This is a genomic window from Proteobacteria bacterium CG1_02_64_396, from assembly GCA_001872725.1.
Lineage (GTDB): Bacteria > Pseudomonadota > MNWR01 > CG1-02-64-396 > CG1-02-64-396 > CG1-02-64-396.
In genome coordinates this window covers 1-18,479 of sequence record MNWR01000053.1, presented here as the reverse complement: position 1 = coordinate 18,479, position 18,479 = coordinate 1, and the positions used below count along the sequence as shown (strand labels likewise).

18 protein-coding genes, 3 tRNA genes and 2 rRNA genes are annotated in these 18,479 nt (G+C 61.8%); all 23 read right to left on the bottom strand.

All coding sequences use genetic code 11. From position 1 onward, the window contains the following. Positions 1-342 precede the first annotated feature (342 nt). The gene (locus tag AUJ55_06310) at positions 343-861 is read right to left on the bottom strand and encodes a transposase (GenBank protein OIO57691.1); all 519 of its coding nucleotides are present in this window, start codon (positions 859-861) and stop codon (positions 343-345) included. A 147-nt stretch (positions 862-1,008) separates the two neighbouring features. Then, positions 1,009-1,380 (bottom strand): hypothetical protein, encoded by a 372-nt coding sequence (locus tag AUJ55_06305; protein ID OIO57690.1) that lies wholly within the window; start codon positions 1,378-1,380, stop codon positions 1,009-1,011. A 17-nt stretch (positions 1,381-1,397) separates the two neighbouring features. Then, positions 1,398-3,488, bottom strand: a complete 2,091-nt coding sequence (locus tag AUJ55_06300) for a hypothetical protein (protein OIO57689.1) — start codon at positions 3,486-3,488, stop codon at positions 1,398-1,400. A 73-nt stretch (positions 3,489-3,561) separates the two neighbouring features. Continuing rightward, the gene (locus AUJ55_06295; GenBank protein OIO57688.1) at positions 3,562-4,716 is read right to left on the bottom strand and encodes a lipid-A-disaccharide synthase; all 1,155 of its coding nucleotides are present in this window, start codon (positions 4,714-4,716) and stop codon (positions 3,562-3,564) included. Continuing rightward, positions 4,716-5,543: a hypothetical protein gene (locus AUJ55_06290; GenBank protein OIO57687.1), complete on the bottom strand. Its 828-nt coding sequence runs from the start codon at positions 5,541-5,543 to the stop codon at positions 4,716-4,718. The genes AUJ55_06295 and AUJ55_06290 overlap by 1 nt, the downstream gene beginning before the upstream one ends. After that, positions 5,540-6,319: an acyl-[acyl-carrier-protein]--UDP-N-acetylglucosamine O-acyltransferase gene (locus tag AUJ55_06285; GenBank protein ID OIO57686.1), complete on the bottom strand. Its 780-nt coding sequence runs from the start codon at positions 6,317-6,319 to the stop codon at positions 5,540-5,542. The genes AUJ55_06290 and AUJ55_06285 overlap by 4 nt, the downstream gene beginning before the upstream one ends. 19 nt (positions 6,320-6,338) lie before the next feature. Then, on the bottom strand, positions 6,339-6,812 hold the full coding sequence (locus AUJ55_06280) for a 3-hydroxyacyl-[acyl-carrier-protein] dehydratase FabZ (GenBank protein OIO57693.1): 474 nt from the start codon (positions 6,810-6,812) through the stop codon (positions 6,339-6,341). Continuing rightward, complete coding sequence (locus tag AUJ55_06275; protein ID OIO57685.1) at positions 6,787-7,848, bottom strand: UDP-3-O-(3-hydroxymyristoyl)glucosamine N-acyltransferase; 1,062 nt, start codon at positions 7,846-7,848, stop codon at positions 6,787-6,789. Before AUJ55_06275 ends, AUJ55_06280 begins: the two co-directional genes overlap by 26 nt. 3 nt (positions 7,849-7,851) lie before the next feature. After that, positions 7,852-8,382, bottom strand: coding sequence for a hypothetical protein (locus tag AUJ55_06270; GenBank protein ID OIO57684.1), 531 nt, complete (start codon positions 8,380-8,382; stop codon positions 7,852-7,854). A gap of 28 nt (positions 8,383-8,410) precedes the next feature. After that, positions 8,411-10,702: an outer membrane protein assembly factor BamA gene (locus AUJ55_06265; protein ID OIO57683.1), complete on the bottom strand. Its 2,292-nt coding sequence runs from the start codon at positions 10,700-10,702 to the stop codon at positions 8,411-8,413. Further along, the gene (locus AUJ55_06260) at positions 10,702-11,763 is read right to left on the bottom strand and encodes an RIP metalloprotease RseP (GenBank protein OIO57692.1); all 1,062 of its coding nucleotides are present in this window, start codon (positions 11,761-11,763) and stop codon (positions 10,702-10,704) included. The genes AUJ55_06265 and AUJ55_06260 overlap by 1 nt, the downstream gene beginning before the upstream one ends. Before the next feature lie 12 nt (positions 11,764-11,775). Further along, positions 11,776-12,963 (bottom strand): 1-deoxy-D-xylulose-5-phosphate reductoisomerase, encoded by a 1,188-nt coding sequence (locus AUJ55_06255; protein ID OIO57682.1) that lies wholly within the window; start codon positions 12,961-12,963, stop codon positions 11,776-11,778. Beyond that, a complete protein-coding gene (locus AUJ55_06250) occupies positions 12,960-13,772 on the bottom strand; it encodes a hypothetical protein (GenBank protein ID OIO57681.1) in 813 nt (270 codons plus the stop codon). Before AUJ55_06250 ends, AUJ55_06255 begins: the two co-directional genes overlap by 4 nt. Next, complete coding sequence (locus tag AUJ55_06245; GenBank protein OIO57680.1) at positions 13,769-14,467, bottom strand: di-trans,poly-cis-decaprenylcistransferase; 699 nt, start codon at positions 14,465-14,467, stop codon at positions 13,769-13,771. Before AUJ55_06245 ends, AUJ55_06250 begins: the two co-directional genes overlap by 4 nt. Continuing rightward, on the bottom strand, positions 14,467-15,024 hold the full coding sequence (locus AUJ55_06240; GenBank protein ID OIO57679.1) for a ribosome recycling factor: 558 nt from the start codon (positions 15,022-15,024) through the stop codon (positions 14,467-14,469). Before AUJ55_06240 ends, AUJ55_06245 begins: the two co-directional genes overlap by 1 nt. Positions 15,025-15,027: 3 nt before the next feature. Beyond that, on the bottom strand, positions 15,028-15,747 hold the full coding sequence (locus AUJ55_06235) for a UMP kinase (protein OIO57678.1): 720 nt from the start codon (positions 15,745-15,747) through the stop codon (positions 15,028-15,030). Between the two features lie 137 nt (positions 15,748-15,884). Then, positions 15,885-16,805, bottom strand: a complete 921-nt coding sequence (locus AUJ55_06230; GenBank protein ID OIO57677.1) for a translation elongation factor Ts — start codon at positions 16,803-16,805, stop codon at positions 15,885-15,887. A 42-nt stretch (positions 16,806-16,847) separates the two neighbouring features. Then, positions 16,848-17,627, bottom strand: a complete 780-nt coding sequence (locus tag AUJ55_06225; protein ID OIO57676.1) for a 30S ribosomal protein S2 — start codon at positions 17,625-17,627, stop codon at positions 16,848-16,850. Between the two features lie 117 nt (positions 17,628-17,744). Beyond that, a tRNA-Leu gene (locus AUJ55_06220) sits at positions 17,745-17,829 on the bottom strand. Between the two features lie 71 nt (positions 17,830-17,900). Continuing rightward, positions 17,901-17,975, bottom strand: a tRNA-Cys gene (locus AUJ55_06215). Between the two features lie 31 nt (positions 17,976-18,006). Next, a tRNA-Gly gene (locus tag AUJ55_06210) sits at positions 18,007-18,082 on the bottom strand. Between the two features lie 80 nt (positions 18,083-18,162). Beyond that, a 5S ribosomal RNA gene (gene rrf / locus AUJ55_06205) occupies positions 18,163-18,279 on the bottom strand. An 85-nt stretch (positions 18,280-18,364) separates the two neighbouring features. Then, positions 18,365-18,479 (bottom strand): 23S ribosomal RNA (locus AUJ55_06200); the annotation flags it as partial.

Below are 18,479 nucleotides of genomic sequence, written 5' to 3'. Positions count from 1 at the left end.
TGGCCCCGTTTTCTTCATACAACCATTGTGGCCCACGGGCGCCTCACGGTTGAACGGCGGTTGGTGGAGGCGCCTGGGCCGAAACCGGCGCTCGTGCTTGATGCGCCCCCTGCTGGTGGATGCGCTGCGCTTATCCACCCTACAAATGACCAACAAACATCCAACAAACAACGGGGGCCAATGGCCCCGTTTTCTTCATACAACCATTGTGGCCCACGGGCGCCTCACGGTTGAACGGCGGTTGGTGGGGGCGACTGGGCCGAAACCGGCGCTCGTGCTCGATGCACCCCCTGCTGGTGGATGCGCTGCGCTTATCCACCCTACGCCCCCCCTCGTGAACGCTTACTCCCGTAGCATCTCGGCGATGGCGGCGGGTTCGGCATTGCCCCAATCGGCGGGGTACCAACCCTTGGCCACGGCGCGGCGGAACGACGACCAGCGCCACTGCGCCGGATGTGCCGCCAGCCCGTGTTTCACCGGGTTGAAATGGATGTAATCGACGTGCCGCCGCCAGTCCTCCTCGTCCCGAATCAGGTGTTCCCAAAACCGCCGCTGCCATACCCGACGTTCCCGGCGTGCGTTGCCGTGAGGGGCAATCCCCCGGGAAACCCGCTTTTTGACCTCCCGCCACCGCCCCGAGAAGTCGCCATCCCCCTCAGGCAGCCGCCACAGGCAATGCAGGTGATCGGGCAACACCACGATGGCCTCCACCTCGAAAGGGCGGGTGGTCATCACATGGCGTAGCGCTGCGCCGAACAGGGTGATGCTGTCGGGTGTGTTGAACCAGGGGATGCGGCGGTAGGTGACCACGGTGAAGAAGTACGACGCGCCGGGCAGATAAACCCTGCGATATTGACTCATTGTTCCCTCCCTGGAATTGGCCTATTGCCCTTGCGTAGGGTGGATAAGCGCCAGCGCATCCACCTTTTTCCGCCAAGCCACCGTCGTTGCCGAATCGATCCCCTGTTGGTGGATGCGCTGGCGCTTATCCACCCTACAAACCGCCTCCTACCGCGCCGCCTCCGGCGTTAAATCGACATGCACCATCTCGGGGTCGAACCCGTACCCCTTGCCCGAAATCACGTCTATCCCCGCACCAATGGCAGCACCTACGGGCCAACCGAGCCATAGATTGCCCCAGATCCAGCCACCCAGGCTGTCGATGACCGCGACCTTGCGCGGTAGATACCCCTGCTTGCTCACCTCCAGCACGAAGCCCCCCTCGCCGCGCCGTCCCGGAACCATGGCGGGGGTGGTGTAGGTTTGGTTGCCCACGGTGACCGTCGCCCCCGAAGGGGTCGAGGTGACCGGAACCAGGGCCACATCGCTGTGGTAGATGCTGGCGCAGCCCCACAAGGGGGTCGATACCAGCAAAACCAAAGCAGCACGTATTCCCCTCATCCCTCTTGTCCCTCCCCCTTTTGCCCCCCCACAACCTCGGCCAAGCAATACCGCCCCTTCCCCCCCCCTTTGGCGGCATACATGGCGTCGTCAGCCGCCTTGAGGATCGCCTCGACATTGCTGCCATGGGTCGGGTAGATCGCCACCCCGATGCTGGCGCCGACAAAATCGACCATCGTGCCGTCGAGTTCGTAGGGTTGTCCCAGCGCATCGACCACCTTGGCCGCGATACGCTCGGCATCCTCGGCCTGATTGAGGTCGAGCAGCAAAATGGTGAATTCGTCCCCCCCCAATCGCGCCACCGAATCGCTGGAGCGAACCTGGCGGCGCATCCGGGCAGCCGCCTCGACCAGCAAGAGATCACCCTTGTCGTGCCCCAGGCTGTCGTTGACCTGTTTGAAGCCGTCCAAATCGACAAAGAGCAGGGCAAAGAGGTTGTGGTAGCGCTGCGCTTGCAAAACCGCCTGCTCCAACCGGTCGTTGAACAGGGTGCGGTTTGGAAGCGTCGTCATCGGATCGTGAGTCGCCAGGTAGGTCAGCTTTTCTTCAAACTGCTTACGCTCGGTGATGTCGGAAAAAATCCCCACAAAGTGGCTGAGAAACCCGTCGGCGTTGTAAACCGCCCGGATCGACAGCCACTCGGGGTACACCTCGCCGCTTTTGCGCCGATTCCAGATCTCACCCTGCCAATACCCCTCTTTGAGCAAGCCGTGCCACATCCCCTTGTAGAACTCCTGGGTGTGGCGGCCCGATTGCAACAGGTTGGGGTTGTGCCCCCGCACCTCGTCCAGGGTGTAGCCGGTGACATGGGTGAAGGCGGGATTGACGGTGACGATCTCACCGTCAGGGGCGGTGATGATGATCCCCTCCATGGCCGAATCCATGACCATGCCGGCCAGTTCCATCTTCTCTTCGGCCTTCTTGCGCTCGGTGATGTCCTGGGCGACGCAAACGAAACCGCCAATCTGCCCCGACAGGGGGGCAAACGAGAAGAGAATCGGGACGATCCGTCCGTCGCCGGTTCTCCACCGTTTTTCAAGACCGTGCATCCCCTGCCCCTTGAGCAGCGCCCGCATCTCTTCGGCTTTGAGTGACCCGGAGGGGTCGAAGAGACTCTCGACCGGCGCCCCAACCAGGACCGCCTCATCAAGCCCTAACAACTGCACCGTTGCCGGGTTGGCGGAGCGGATGTGCAAATCGGGGGCGAGCACCAGCAACGGCTCGGCCAAGGATGTCATAATGTCGTCGAAGAAATCGCGGGAAACCGTGGTCCCCTCAAGATGGGCCACCATGCGGTTGAAGCTGGTTTCAAGCTCGCCGAATTCGTCGTTGCGCTCCAGGGTCAGCCGGGTCTGCAAATCCCCCTCGGCCACCCGCCGGGTCGCCCCCACCACCTCAAGCACCGGGGCGATCACCTGCTTCAGGACCAGGGCATACACCGCCCCCCCCAGCATCAGCAGCAACACCGCGCCGCCAATCACACTCAGCCGCCACGCCTCGGCAATCCGCCCCTCGGCGGCGGCCAGCGAGGTGGTCACCCGCAGCACCCCACGCACCGGCGCCTCTTCGTAGCCGTGGCAACCCAAACACTCGTCGTTGCGCATCACCGGAAACAGGTAGGTCAAGGTCTGGGCGACATCGTCGCGCAGAGTCGCGGGGGTGTTGTTCAGCGCTTGCTGGAAGGCTGCGAGGTCGATGTCGTCGACCGTGCGGGAGGGCAGCGGGTTACGGTGGAATTGATCGGCGTCGAGGAAGCGATTGACCTTGTCGATGGTTTCGAGATCGCGGAACGCCTCCGTGCCGTCGCGGCGGATGACCTCGGCCTTCACCACCCCCGGCTCCTGTTTCACCCGGCCCAACCACTCCCGGGCCAGGGGGCCGTCACCGGTCACCATCAGGGTTTGCAGACTGGCCTCAAGCCCCCGCACCAACAGGGCGGCCCGGGCTTGTTCCTCTTCCATGATCCAGCGCCGCTCCTGATCGAGCATGAAGCCGATTCCCAACGACAGCATCAACACCAGCACCAGGGAAAGGGCAGCAACGAAACGGACACTGAGGCGGCGAAAAGGGGGGACGGCTTGGGGCACGGGCGATCCTCCGTGATCGGGGTATCGGCGAAGGTGCAAATAATGCCAACAAAAAACCACTTTCGTTCGGCCGCTACCTTGACCGATTCCCCGCCAAAATCAATCGTGCCGCTCGGTCAGCCACCCCGGATGGCCCCGCCAGGCGGCGAATCGCGGCAATCCCCGAAAGCTGTTTGAGCCGCTCGGGCGATTGGGGATCAAGCAAGGGGAGCAGCGCCGCAAACACCCCCTCGGGCTCGGCCCGCTCCTGCAAGAGCTCAGGGGCAACCTCACATCCGGCGATGATGTTGGAGGGGGCGACCTGGGGGAGCTTGACCAGACGGCGCCCGATGGCCCAGGTCACCGGATCGGCCTTGTAAACCACCACCATCGGGGTGCCGGCCAGGGCGAGTTCAAGGTTCACCGTCCCCGAGGTCGCCACGGCGGCGGTCGCCCCCTGCATGGCGGCGTGGGGGGCATCGCTGCTCCAAACCACCGTCTCGGAATCCCCCCCCGCGTGCCGAAACCGGGTTTGCCAATCGGTCACCGTGTGGCCTGGTGCCACCTGAATCACGGTGCGCACCTCGGGGCGAGTCGCCTGCAACCGGGCCTGCACCTGGGCCATCAACGGCATCATGAATTTGAGTTCGCCGCCGCGCGATCCGGGCAGCAACAGCGCCACCGGGGCGTCGCCCAATCCGTGGCGTGCCCGCCACTCGCCGGGGGGCTCTTCGGGGGTGGTCTGATCGACGCAGGGGTGGCCGACGTAGTCGACCGCCATGCCACGCGCCCGCCAGAAAGGTTCTTCGAAGGGAAAGATCGCGTGAATGCGGTCGCAGGAGCGCAACACCTTGGCGGCCCGCCAGGTTCCCCAGGCCCAGACCTTGGGGGGGATGTAGTAGTGGACCTCGATGCCATGGGCCTTGGCGACCCGACCCAGACGCAGGTTGAACCCGGCAAAGTCGATGAGCACCAGACGGTCGGGCCTGAAGGCGAGCATCGCCCCAACCACCCGCTCAAATACCTTTTTGAGCCGCCCGTACGAACGCACGACGTCGCTCAGCCCCATCACCGACAGCTCGGCCAGGTCGATCACCGAGGGCATCCCCTCCTGCGCCATCCGCAGACCACCCACCCCAGAGAGCTCCACCTCGCCCCAGCGCTTGAGAGCGGCAATCAAAAATCCACCGTGCAGATCACCGGACGGCTCCCCGGCACTCAGGAAGATACGGGTGGGGGGGGGCGACATCAGGTCGCTAATCCGTCCCACGCCACCACGGTCACGCCGTTGGCTTGGGCCAAAGCAACCACCTCGTCGCGGTCGAAGCAGAAGGTCGCCCCGGCCTCGAAGGCGAGGCAGCCACCACCGGCGGCGATCAGAGCGCGGAGCGTATCGGGGCCGATGGCGGGCACGTCGAAACGCAAATCTTGATTGGGTTTGGCCACCTTGCAGACCGTCACCCCCCCCTTGCCGAGCTCACCGCCCCGCCGAATGGCGGCGTCGGTCCCCTCAATCGCCTCGACCGCCATCACCGCCTGATTCTTCACCACCACGGTTTGGCCGATGTCGAGACCGCCGATGGCCCGTGCCAGTGGAAATCCAAAAGCGATGTCGGCCTCGATCTCGGGGGTGATTTTGCCCGCAATGAGGCCGGGGCCGGGGATGAGGTCGCCGGTGTAGCGGGTCGACTCGATCAGGGTAATCCCTTCGCGCCCCATCTCGTCGGCAATCGCCCCCAAAATGGTGTCGTCCTTCTTGTTGCGCATTCGCATCAAAACCGAGACTGCCTTGAGGTCGGGGCGCAGATCCCAGACATGGGTCTTGTGGACCTTGCCCGCCATCATCGCCTCGACCACCCCCGCCTTGTGGAAGAGCTTCAGCATCTTGCCGAGCTGCCCGACGTGGAGCCAATGAAGCTCGTCGGCCTGCTCGGCGATGGTGGGATCGGCCTCCTCTTTAATGGCGGCAACCACCACCTTCAAGCCGCGGGCACGCATCGCTTGGGCCGCCAAAAGCGGAAAGCGGCCGTACCCGGCGATCAGACCGATGGGGGGGGAGGCCTGCGGCTGGCTCAACGGGTGACGCCCCGCTCGCAGGCAGCCAGAAAGTCGAGCAAATGGGTCAAACGGGGGAAGTTGTGCTCCTCCGCTTGCAGCTGGACGACCGTCTCTTTCAGGGCGGTTTCACCCCGAAACAGAAGGCGGTAGGCCCGTTTGAGGGCGGCAATCTCGTCGTCCGAGGAAACGGCCCGCTTGAGACCCACGCTGTTCAAACCGTGCAGCTCGGCCCGGTTGCCTGAAGCCATGGTGTAGGGGGGAATGTCCATCACCACCGCCGAGGCGCCGCCGACCATACAACCCTCCCCCACCCGCACGAACTGATGGATGGCGGTCAGGCCGCCGATGATTGCGCCGCTCTCGACGGTGACATGCCCCGCCAGGGTGGCGGCGTTGGCCAGAATCACCCGGTCGCCCAGGATGCAGTCGTGGGCGACATGGGAGTAGGCCATCAGCAAACAGTCGCTCCCCACCTCGGTTTTCATCCCACCCCCTTCGGTGCCGGGATGCAGGGTGGCAAACTCGCGAATCTGGGTACGGTCGCCTACCGTCAAGGTCGATGGCTCGCCGTGGTATTTCAAATCCTGGGGAATCAAACCGACGGCGGCGTGGGGGAACACCCGCACCTCGCATCCCAGGGTGGTGTGACCATCGATGACGCTGTGGGCGCCGATGTGACAACCGTCGCCCAGCACCACATGGGGGCCGACGATGGCGTAAGGACCGATGTGAACCCCGTGCCCCAAGCGGGCACCAGGATCAATGATGGCGGTGGGATGGATGGTGGCACTCATGGCAATGGACCTCGCCGGTTCACTTATCGGTAATGGTCGCCATCAGTTCGGCTTCGGTGGCCAGCTGCCCATCGACGAAGGCCTCGCCCTTGAAGCGCCAGATCTTGCCCCGGTGTTTGATCACCGTCATGTGGATGACCAACTGGTCTCCGGGAGTGACGGGACGACGGAACTTGGCTCCGTCGATCCCCATGAAGAAAACCAGTTTGTCGTCGGTGGTGTCGGGCTCGCTCAAAAAGGCCAGCACCCCGCCCACCTGGGCCATCGCCTCAAGAATCAGCACCCCCGGCATGATGGGAAACTCGGGGAAGTGCCCCTGAAAATGGGGCTCGTTCATCGAGACGTTTTTGATCGCTTTGATCTTCTCCCCCGCAGTCCACGCAACGACGCGGTCGACCAGCAAGAAGGGGTAGCGGTGGGGCAAACGTTGAAGAATCTGCTGGATGTCGAGGGTTTGGGGCAATGGGTCAGTCACCGTTGTTGGTCTCCGCATGTTCGAGTTCGTGAAATTCTTGCTCCAGGGCGGCAACCCGCTGGCTCAATGTCCGCAGGGCGGAGCGCAATTCGGGAATGCGGCGCTGGGCGGCAACCTCCTTGCGCCACTCGGCCACCGGCTGAGCCGGAAACCCGGCGTAGTAACCCGGCTGTTCAATCGATTTGGTCACCCCGCCACGGGCCGCCACCACCACCCCGGCGCCGATCTCAAGATGGCCCGCCACCCCACTCTGGGCCGCCAGGGTGACGTTGGCGCCGACGATGGAACTGCCCGCAAGCCCCGCCTGACCGCAAATCGTGGCGTGGGGGCCGACGATGCAGTTGTGGCCGACCTGAACCAGATTGTCGATTTTGGTCCCTTGCTTGACGACGGTGTCCTCTAGGGCGCCGCGGTCGATGGCGGTTCCGGCCCCCACCTCGACCTCGTCTTCAAGAATGACCCGCCCAACCTGGGGAATCAGCACCTGCCGAACGCCATCGCGGGCATATCCGAACCCGTCGGAGCCGATCACCGCCCCCGGCTGCACAATCACCCGGTCGCCCAGGATGCAGCCATGGCGTACCACCACGTTGCCCCACAAACGACAATCGCCCCCCACCTTCACCCCCGCCTCAAGCACCACGCCGGGACCGATCACACTCCCCGCCCCCACCACCACACCGGGGCCGATCCAGGCCAGCGCCTCGATGTGGGCGCTGGGGTCGATCTTGGCGCTGGGATCAACCACCGCCTGGGGGGCGATCCCCGGCAGCCAAGCCGGTTCAGGGTGAAGATGGGCCAAGATGCGGGCGATGGCCAGGGGGGGGTTGGGATGCAGAATGACCGGACGGGGGTCGGGGCGCGCGCTCACCTTGCTTGGCCACACCAGGGCGCCTGCCCGAGAGGCGGCCGCCTGGACGAGGTATCCGGCGTCGCTCAGGAACGAAAGCTGATCCGGCTTGGCGCTGTCCAAGGGGGCGACCCCGACCACCTCGATGTCGTCCCCCTCCAACCGCCCACCGCACACCTGGGCCAAGTCGCTCAATCGGGCCATGGTTTACTTGGCTTGGCCGGGATACTTCAGATTGAAGGCCTTCACCACCGCTTCTGAGATGTCGGCAGCATCGGCAAACGAGAGCACCACCGCCGGATCGGCGGCCAATACCACGTCGAGCCCCTTGGCCTGACGCACCTGATCCACCACCTCGCGCAGGTGGGCAAAGATGTTTTGCAGCAAACGCTCACGCTGACGGTTGAGCTCTTTCTGAGCGTCCTGCTTCATACCGTCGAGCTCGCGGGAGCCCTGGTCGAGGGCATCCTCTTTCTTTTGCTTGGCCTCGGGGCTGAGCAGGGCGGCGCGGGGGGAGTTGAGTTCGCTCTGCAATTGGCTCAGGGCGTCGGCCTTGGTCTTCAGCTTCAGCTGCGCCGCCTCGACGTTGCTCTTGAGCTGAGCCTCGACCGCCTGCGCCTCTTGGCTCATCGACATCACCTTGGGCACGTTGACCACCCCGACCCCACCCGCCTGGGCCGCCAAAGGCGAAAACGCCATCACCATCGTCGCGGCCGAGGCCAACAATAACCGTTTCATTACGATCTCCTTGGGGGTTCGGCCGGGATTAGAAACTCATCCCGCCCATGTTGAATTCGAAGGTCAAGAGGTTGTCGCCGGAGCGGACCCCCTGGGGAAAGGCCCACTCGAACCGCAGTGGCCCCACCGGCGACATCCAGCGTAGTCCGAAGCCCACGCTGCGGCGCAGCTTTTGGGGGGAAGGCCGTTCGTACTCCTGAAACACTTGCCCCACATCGGCGAAGAGAACCCCTTTGAAACCGGCATCGGCGAGCAGCGGCACCGGGGTAAGCAACTCCACGTTGGCGACCACCTCGACCGTTCCACCCAAGGTGATGTTGTTGCTGTCTTTGGCACCGAGCGAGTAGTACTGGAAACCGCGCACCGAGCCGCCGCCGCCCATTTGATACCGCTCGATGTAGGGAATACCACCGCTGCTGGTCGCCACCGCCCGACCATAACGGGCGTGGAAGGAACCGATCCAATCCTGGTCCTTGTCGAGGGGGATGAAATCGGTGGTCTCCAACGAGGAGCGCACAAACCGACTATCGCCGCCCAATCCAGCATATTCCAGCCGCCAGGTCTGCACCCCTCCGTCGGTGGGGAAGTAGGTCGAGTTGCGGGTATCCCAAGAGATGGCATGCCCCAGGATCCCGGTCACCACCGTCCCCGCCTGAACGTAGAGCGGGGCATTGCTGCCCACGTTGCTGATGCTGGTGTTGCTGATGCCGTAACTGACCGATTCGTGCAGGAACTCCGAGAGCTCCTTGCCCAGGTTGAGGCTGGCGCCCCGGGTCAATTGATCGTAGTCGCGGATCGCCACCGAGGAGCCCACGTTGAGCCGCCGGGTGTTGTACACATTGGCGGTCATGCTGGTCGGCTGGTTGAACAGGTAGGGCTCGGTGAACGAGATGTTGTAGTCCATCGTTGAGCGGCTGAACTGCCCCGACGCCTTGAGGCTCTGCCCCTGCCCGAACAGGTTGTTCTCTTGCACTGAGGCCTGTCCGATGATCTTGTCGACCGACGAATACCCCATACCGACCGAGACCTGCCCGGTGGAGCGTTCGGCCACGTCGATCACAACATCGGTCTGATCGAGCACCCCATCAACACGGGGGGTATTGAAATCGACGGTTTCAAAATAGCCGAGTCTCTGCACCCGTTCGCGGCTACGCCGCAATTTCGAGAACGCAAATTTTTCGGCCTCGTTGATCCGTAGCTCGCGCCGAATCACCGCATCTGAGGTTTTGCTGTTGCCGATGATCTCGATACGGCGGTAGTAAACCCGCTCCCCTTTGTGAATATCGAAGGTGAAGCTGACGGTGTGGTGCTCCTCGTCGACCTGGGTCAGGGGGTTCACGTTGGTGTAGGCATAGCCAAGGTCGGCCACCGCCTCGGTCAGGCTTTGAATGGTTTGTCCCACCTTCGAGCGGGAGAAAGGTTCCCCGGGGTGGATGCCGACCAGCGCCATCAACTCGCTTTTGGGCTGCTGATAATCGCCGGTGACGTCGATGTCCCCAATGTTGTAGATCTCCCCTTCGGTTAATTCGAAGGTGATGTCCATGTAGGCCAAATCGGGGGTCAACATCACCTGGGGGGCGCCCATTTCGAAATCGAAATGGCCCCGATCCATGTAATAGCCCCGGATTTTTTCGACGTCGTTGAGGAGTTTTTGCCGCTCATAAACGCCGGAGGATGAGAAAAACGAAAGAAAACCCATCGGTTGGGAGTCGACCGACCTCATCAGGGTGACATCGTCGAATCGGTGATTGCCGATAATGTCGACCGTGCGGATGCGGGTTTTTTCACCCTCTTGCACCTGAAAAACCAGGGTCACCCGGTTGTCGCTCAACGGCCTGACGATGGGTTCAATCCGCACCAGGAAATAACCGTCCCCATGGTACTTGGCGCTGAGCTGCGCCACCGCCTCTTCGACCTTGGTGCGGCTGTAGACCTGACGCTCCTTGATCTTGAGCAGCTCCTTGAGCCGTTTATCGGTGAGCTCATCGTTGCCCTCGAAGGCAATCGAATCAATCAGAGGGCGTTCCTCAACCTTGAGGATTACCTCCATCCCCCCCCCTTCGATCAGGCGCGAATACAGGGCGACATTTTCGATGAAGCCCCCCTTGTAGATGGCCGCCAGGGCGTCGCTGGCCCGCTGCCCGGTCAGCTGTTCTCCCCGTTCCAAACCGCTTTGCAACACCAGGGTCGCGGGATCAATCCGTTTGGCCCCCACCACCGAAATGGTTTGGATCTCCATACCGGAAACCACGTCGTCGGCAAAGGCCAGCGAGGAACCAAGGGCCAGGGCGCCAAACACCCCTATCAGCAACATACGCATCAGGACAACACTCGGGCTAGGTCGTTGTAGAGGGCCAGGCCCATCAAGGCGATGAGCAGGAAAAATCCGACGCGGTAGGCCATCTCCTGGGCCATGGGGCCAACAGGACGACCCCGGATCGCTTCAATACTGTAGAAAAGCAAGTGGCCGCCATCCAGAACAGGGACCGGCAACAGATTAAGCAGCCCCAGATTGACGCTGATGAGCGCCATGAAGGTCAGGAAGGGGGTTAGCCCCGCATCGGCGGTTTGACCCGCCAGCTGCGCAATTAAAATAGGCCCCCCGATTTGATCCATCGGGATCACCCGGGAGATCAACTTGCCGAGCGACTGCACCGTTAAATCAATGAAATACCAGGTGCGTTCCAACCCCAAAACAAAGGCGTCGACCGGCCCAAAGCGCTGGACCTCCCGCTCACCGCTGGAGGCGATCCCCAAGCGACCCTGGGTGACCCTCTCGCCGAAAATCGACCGCCCCTCCACCGCCTCGGGATGCACCGTGACGGTTCGCTCAATCCCCTGAGCGGTGACCTGCAAAGTGACCCCCTTGCCGGGATAAGCGCGGACCTCTTGGGTCAGATCCTCCCACGTCCGCACCGCTACCCCCTCGACACTGACGATACGATCGCCGGGGATTAATCCCGCAGCGGCGGCGGGGCTGTCGTCCATCACCTTGCCGACCACCGGGGGCAGTTCGTGGGCGCCGATCATGAACAGCAGAGTCATCGCCACGATGGGGAAGAGCAGGTTAAACAAGGGGCCAGCAGCCACAATGGCCAGGCGGTGACGCACCGGATGGTTTTCGAAGGCGCGGTGGCGCTCCTCGGGCAATACCGGCTCGTCGCCCCCCTCCCCCAACATCTTGACGTAGCCGCCCAGAGGGATGATCGACAGAGCGTATTCGGTCTGATCGGGGCCACCGCGACGCGACCAGACGACCGGGCCAAAACCAATCGAAAAGCGCAGTACCTTGACCCCCACCGCTCGCGCCACCAGGTAATGGCCCAATTCATGAACAAAAATGAGCAGCCCCAATACCACCAGGGCCCAGAAGATGGTCATCAGCATGGGGGGTTAGATACTCGCGGGTGGGGCGGCGACGGGCAGAGGGTGATCAGCCAGACACTCGGTCGCCAAACGGCGGGCCTGGGCATCGACTGCAAGCACCTCTTCCAACGATTCGAGCCGCTCATGATGGGCAAAACGGGACAAGGTTTCCCCCACCACCGCAGCAATGGCGGTAAAGGGGATCTGCCGTTCCAAAAAGGCCTCAACCGCCACCTCGTTGGCGGCATTGAGCACCGTAGTGGCCGAGGCTGGGCCCCGCAGGGCATCGAAGCAGAGTTGCAGCCCAGGAAAACGCTCCACATCGGGCGCCTCGAACACCCACGGTTCACTCCCGCTGGGATCAAGGGGGGCGACCCCCGAGGCAATGCGCTGTGGCCAGGCCAGCGCCAGGGCGATGGGCGCACGCATGTCGGGATGGCCGATCTGGGCCATCACCGAGCCATCGACGAATTTAACGAAGGAGTGGACCACCGAGGAGGGATGAATCGTCACCTCGATTTGATCGGGGTTTAGATCAAAGAGCCAGCGGGCCTCGATCACCTCAAGCCCCTTGTTGATGAGGGTGGCCGAATCAACCGAGATTTTGCGCCCCATCGACCAGTTGGGATGACGCACCGCTTGCTCAGGGGTGATGTCGGCCAGCGCCTGCTTCGGGGTATGGCGGAAGGGGCCTCCCGAGGCGGTCAACATCACCGAGGCGACCGCCTCCCGGGGTTGTCCTGCCAGACACTGAAAAATCGCCGAATGCTCCGAATCGACCGGCAACAACCGAACCCCAGCCTGGCGAACAGCGTTCATAAACACCGGCCCCGCCATCACCAGACACTCTTTGTTGGCCAGGGCAATGTCCATACCGCACTCGACCCCTTTGAGGGTCGGGCGCAGCCCAGCGCCGCCGACAATGGCGGCCACCATCATCTGGGCGCCACAGGCCTCGACCGCCGCAATCAAACCCTCTTCACCGACAAACAGGGTGGTTCCGGGGGGAAGTTGGGGGCGAATCCGGGCGGCGGCGGCAACATCGACCATCGCCACAAAGGGGGGGGTGAAGCGTTGGACCTGTTCAAGCAAGGTGGCGTCGTCGCGGCGCGCCGTCAGCAACGCAGGGCGAAAACGGTCGGGATGCCGCGCGATGACGTCGAGGGTGGAGCAGCCGATCGAACCGGTCGACCCAAGGATGGCAATCGACTTCATTCGGCCAGCGCCACAAACCAGAGGTACAAAAGTGTGTAGGGAATGGCGGCGAAGAGCAGGGCATCCATACGGTCAAGCATCCCCCCATGACCTGGGAGGATGGCGCCGGAATCTTTCACCCCGGCCAGCCGTTTCCAGGCAGACTCCCAAAGATCGCCCAACACAGAAATGGGGGCCAACATCAAACCGAGCAAGGCAGCGTGAGAGCTGGAGAGGGGCAAATCGAGGATACCGCAGCCGATCCCAGCTAGGACCATCGCTGCAAGCGCACCACCCACCACGCCTTCCCAAGATTTACCGGGGCTCACCTCGGGGGCAACCTTGGTGCGTCCGACCGCCCGTCCCACAAAATAGGCGGCGCTGTCGGCGCCCCAAATGATGACCAGCAGCAAAATCAAGGCGCCCGAACCGCCTGGGGCCTGGGGCAACCAAGCCAGCGCCACCATCGGCAGCACCAAAGCAACCGCCGCCAACAGATATGGAGCGAGCAAGCCAAAGGCCGACTCCTCACCTTCGAAGGCGTCGATGCCACGTAGCACCATCAAAGCCATTCCCACCCAAACCATCAAGACTCCCAAGCCGATTGCCCCCAGCGCCGCAGCGGCAATACCGAGCCCCCAGAGGATCGGGGTGGTCAGGAAGACCTGCGACTGGGGATGTAAACCCAACCATTCGCGCCACAACTGCCACCCGATTGCCACCACCACCAGAGCCCACAGCCATACCGGCGCCCAGAGGATAATCCCCAACAGCAAAAAGCCGGCTGCAACCCCCGAGCCGGCCCTAATCAAGGTCTCTTGTGCACTCATGTAGTGCTTACCCCCCCAAAGCGGCGGTCGCGGGCAGCGAAGTATTCCAAAGCGCGATCCAGGGCCTCTTCACGAAACTCGGGCCAGTAGATCGGGGTGAAATAGAGTTCGGCGTAGGCCAGGTGCCACAACAGAAAGTTCGAAATCCGCTGCTCCCCGCTGGTGCGGATGCACAGATCAACCGGAGGCAACTCGGGCATCGGCATGGCGGATTCAAAAGCAACTCGGTCGACCCCTTGCGATGCCCCCTGCCGCAGCAGTTGGTTCACCGTATCGAGGATCTCTTGCTGACCACCATAATTAAGCGCCAAAACCAGATTGAGCCCGGTATTGTGCTCGGTCTGGGCCATCGAGTTTTGCAGACATTCAACCACATCGGTCGGCAGATCCCGCCAATGGCCCAGCACTCGAATCCGCACCCCTTTTTTGTGCAGAGCCACCAGCTCCCGAGTCAGGGAGACGACCAGCAGGCGCATCAGCCCACTGACCTCCTCCTGGGGACGGGCCCAATTTTCGCTTGAAAAGGCAAACAAGGTCAGCCAAGAGACGCCCAGGTTGGAGGCGTGCTCCACCACGGCGCGGACCGACTTCACCCCCCGGCGGTGCCCCTCGATACGGGGCAACCCGCGGGAGCGGGCCCAGCGACCATTGCCATCCATAACGATGGCGACATGATGGGGAAGGGATTCGGGCATTAGACGGCGAGGATGTCTTTTTCCTTCGTGGCGGTCATTTCATCGACCTTGGCGATCATACGGTCCGTCAATTTTTGGACCTCGTCGGTCAGCTTGTGCACATCGTCGGCGCTGAGCTCCTTGTCCTTTTCGAGCTTCTTGAGCTGATCGTTGCCATCACGACGCAGGTTGCGCACCGCCACCTTGGCATGCTCGGCGTACTTGCGCACTACCTTAACCAACTCCTTACGCCGCTCCTCGGTCAGGTCGGGCAGCGGCACCCGCACCACATCGCCATCGGCCATGGCATTGACCCCGAGTCCGGCATCGTTTACCGCCCGTTCAATAGCCCGCACCATCCCCTTGTCCCAGGGGGCAATCACAATTTGGCGCGGTTCGGGGATCGAAATATTCGCTATCTGTTTGAGAGGCGTCGGTGAGCCGTAGGCCTCGACCGTCACCCCATCGACCAGGGCGGGACTGGCACGTCCGGCACGAACCCCAGAAAGCTCGTGGGCAAAGGCTTGGATGGTTTTGTTCATCCGCTCTTCGGTGTTGGTCAAAACAGGATGGCTCACAACTCAACCTCCGTGAACGAGGGTCCCCAAATCGGCACCCAACATCAGCTCTTTCAGGGAATTCGGCTTCTGGATCGAAAACACAACGATGGGCAGGTTGTTGTCGCGACAAAGGCTAATGGCAGTGGCGTCCATTACCTTGAGATTTCGGGTCAACACCTCGGTAAAGCTCAAGGAACGATACCGCATCGCATCGGGATGAACCACCGGGTCATCGGTGTAGACCCCATCCACCTTGGTCCCCTTCAACACGACTTCGGCCCCCACCTCCATCGCCCGCAACGCTGCGGCGGTATCGGTGGTAAAGAAGGGATTGCCGGTCCCGGCTCCGAAAATCACCACCCTCCCCTTTTCAAGATGGCGGATGGCCCGGCGACGGATGTAGGGCTCGGCCATCTCCTGAACCTCGATGGCCGATAAAACGCGCGTTTGAAGCCCCTGTTTTTCAAGGGCGTCTTGCAGCGCCAAGGCGTTGATCACCGTCGCCAACATCCCCATGTAATCGGCGGTGGCCCGGTCGGTTCCCTTGGTGGCGGCTGCCACACCGCGGAAGATATTCCCCCCCCCGATCACAATGCTGATCTCGACCCCAAGCGCGTGTACCGCAACCACATCGCGGGCGATCTGCTGGACAACCTCGGGATCGATGCCGTATCCCTGACCGCCCATCAGCGCCTCACCGGACAACTTCAACATGATGCGCCGGAACCGGGTTTCACTCATGACGACCCCCCCAATGGAATCAACGTTGAAAGGTATTTTTCTCAAAAAAAAAGGGGGCAAAAGCCCCCTTTCATTAGGTTCAACCAGCGGTCGTGGCGACATCCCACGCACCGAACATGGAGGATGCCTCCACCGGTTTATCCCTTTTTCACCTGGCTCATCACCTCTTCGGCGAAGTTGGTTTCCTGCTTTTCGATCCCCTCGCCCAGCTCGTACGAAACGAACTGCGCCAGCCCCAAACCCTTCTCAACCGCCTGAAGCATCTGGGCCACGCTCTTGTCGCTGTCTTTGATGAAAGCCTGATCGAGCAGACAGAAGTCCTGGTAGAACTTGTTCAGCTGACCCTCGACGATTTTCGCGATGATCGCCTCGGGCTTACCTGAGGTTGCAGCGCGCTCGCTGAGCACAGCACGTTCGCGTTCCAGATCCTCGGAGGGAACATCCTTACGGGTGGCATATTTCGGACGAGCAGCCACCACCTGCATGGCTACGTCGCGGGCTGCCTGACCCACCGCCTCGTTCCCGCCATTGGCCATGCCATTGAGCTCGACCAACACCCCGTGCCGACCGTTGTGCACATAGGCCCCAACGTAACCGTCACCCTCGGTTTCAATCAAGGTGAAGCGGCGGATGCTCATGTTTTCGCCGATGGTCGCGATCAGCTGAGACAGCGCCTGGGCCACATTTAGACCGTCGGTCCCCGGCATTCCCAACGCCAACAGAGCCTCCACCGATTCGGGACGCTCGGCGGCGATTAGATCGGCCACCTGCTCCACGAAGTCGACGAATTTGTCGTTCCGAGCCACGAAATCGGTCTCGGAGTTCACCTCGATCAACACCGCCTGGCGACCGTCGTCCGACACCTTGGCCAGAACGATCCCCTCGGCGGCGACTCGACCCGCTTTTTTCTCAGCAGCGGCCAACCCCTTTTTGCGCAGAAAATCGACGGCGTTTTCGATATCACCATCGGTCGATTCCAACGCTTTTTTGCAGTCCAACATCCCAGCGCCGGTTTTCTCGCGCAGCTCTTTCACCATTGCAGCAGTTACAGTCGCCATGTCTAACCTATCCCGTTCGTAGTCTTCTTGGGTGAATCGTCGTTACTGCGCCGCGCCGACTTCCTCGGCGTTTTCGACAGCCACGAACTCATCTTCGGTAAATCCGCCGGCACCCTCAACAGCCCCCTCGGAGCGGGCGCCACGACCCTCGATCACCGCGTCGGCAATGGTGCCGGCGATCAGGCGAACCGAACGGATGGCATCGTCGTTGCCGGGAATGGGGAAGTCGATCAGGTCGGGATCACAGTTGGTATCAACCACCGCAACCACCGGAATACCGAGTTTACGGGCTTCGCTCACCGCAATGTCTTCGCGATCGGGATCGACGATGAACAAGGCACGGGGTAAACGCCCCATATCGCGGATACCGCCCAGGTTGGACTCAAGCTTTTCAAGCTCCCGTTGCTTGAGCACCAGCTCTTTTTTGGTCAAGCCAGAGCTTTCACCTGCCTCGGCGATCTCCTTTTCAATGCGCTTGAGGCGCTCGATGGAGCCTTGAATCGTCTTGAAGTTGGTGAGCATGCCACCCAACCAACGGTAATTAACGAAAGGCATGCCGCAGCGATCAGCCTCTTCACGCAGGGCATCGGCCGCCTGACGCTTGGTTCCGACAAACAGAACCGATCCCCCGTTGGCAGCGGTCTCCTGGACGAATTGGTAGGCGTTTTTGAACAGGCGCGCGGTTTTGGACAAATCAATGATGTGGACCCCATTGCGCTCGGCAAAGATGAAACGCTTCATCTTGGGGTTCCAACGGCGGGGCTGGTGACCGAAGTGGACGCCTGCTTCCAACAGCTGCTTCATGGTGACGTTGTAGGCCATAATTCACTCTCTTTGGTTGATGTTAGGTGGTTGTTCCGCACCCGAACCCGCGAGGGCCACCGGGGGTGCATCACACTCAACCACCTGGAATAAAAGGGTTGTTCCAACGTATAAAACTGGTGCCGAGGACCGGACTCGAACCGGTACGCCCAATGGGCGGGGGATTTTAAGTCCCCGGTGTCTACCATTCCACCACCCCGGCACATCGTCCCTTCCTTAAGGATGCAAAAAAGCCCGGACCTTGAGGGACCGGGCTTTCGTTGTCGATGAGGATGGAGGCAGGGGTGGGAATCGAACCCACGAATATCGGTTTTGCAGACCGGTGCATTACCACTTTGCTACCCTGCCGTGTCCCGAGCCTGCATTCACCTTGTGAGGATGGAGCGGGAGACGGGATTCGAACCCGCGACCCCGACCTTGGCAAGGTCGTGCTCTACCAGCTGAGCTACTCCCGCATCGTCCTCTGCCGGCATTCCCGGCGCTTGAACGGCGCGAATCATCCAGATTCATTGCCACTTGTTCAAGCAATTTAGGATCTTGGGGGTGACCTACTTTCCCTGGACGTATACAGACCAAGTATCATCGGCGCGAGCGGTCTTCACTTCTGAGTTCGGAATGGGATCAGGTGTTACCCCGCTGCTTAACCCCCAAGAAGGGTTGGCGATTATCCGTTGGGGCGCAAGCCTTGCCGGAGAATCGGCATTGGTTTTTGGTGAGTGGTACTGAGGGCTTACTCATTGTATGACCAAGCCTCACGGTCGATTAGTACTGGTCAGCTTCACGTGTTGCCACGCTTCCACACCCAGCCTATCAACGTGGTGGTCTTCCACGGACCTTCAGGGACTTACGTCC

Coding starts and splice junctions, on each gene's coding strand:
- AUJ55_06250 (OIO57681.1), bottom strand. CDS start 13,772: ATGAGTGCACAAGAGACCTTGATTAGGGCCGGCTCGGGGGTTGCAGCC.
- AUJ55_06255 (OIO57682.1), bottom strand. CDS start 12,963: ATGAAGTCGATTGCCATCCTTGGGTCGACCGGTTCGATCGGCTGCTCC.
- AUJ55_06225 (OIO57676.1), bottom strand. CDS start 17,627: ATGGCCTACAACGTCACCATGAAGCAGCTGTTGGAAGCAGGCGTCCAC.
- AUJ55_06280 (OIO57693.1), bottom strand. CDS start 6,812: ATGCGGAGACCAACAACGGTGACTGACCCATTGCCCCAAACCCTCGAC.
- AUJ55_06295 (OIO57688.1), bottom strand. CDS start 4,716: ATGTCGCCCCCCCCCACCCGTATCTTCCTGAGTGCCGGGGAGCCGTCC.
- AUJ55_06310 (OIO57691.1), bottom strand. CDS start 861: ATGAGTCAATATCGCAGGGTTTATCTGCCCGGCGCGTCGTACTTCTTC.
- AUJ55_06235 (OIO57678.1), bottom strand. CDS start 15,747: ATGAGTGAAACCCGGTTCCGGCGCATCATGTTGAAGTTGTCCGGTGAG.
- AUJ55_06265 (OIO57683.1), bottom strand. CDS start 10,702: ATGCGTATGTTGCTGATAGGGGTGTTTGGCGCCCTGGCCCTTGGTTCC.
- AUJ55_06230 (OIO57677.1), bottom strand. CDS start 16,805: ATGGCGACTGTAACTGCTGCAATGGTGAAAGAGCTGCGCGAGAAAACC.
- AUJ55_06260 (OIO57692.1), bottom strand. CDS start 11,763: ATGACCATCTTCTGGGCCCTGGTGGTATTGGGGCTGCTCATTTTTGTT.
- AUJ55_06270 (OIO57684.1), bottom strand. CDS start 8,382: ATGAAACGGTTATTGTTGGCCTCGGCCGCGACGATGGTGATGGCGTTT.
- AUJ55_06245 (OIO57680.1), bottom strand. CDS start 14,467: ATGCCCGAATCCCTTCCCCATCATGTCGCCATCGTTATGGATGGCAAT.
- AUJ55_06285 (OIO57686.1), bottom strand. CDS start 6,319: ATGAGTGCCACCATCCATCCCACCGCCATCATTGATCCTGGTGCCCGC.
- AUJ55_06275 (OIO57685.1), bottom strand. CDS start 7,848: ATGGCCCGATTGAGCGACTTGGCCCAGGTGTGCGGTGGGCGGTTGGAG.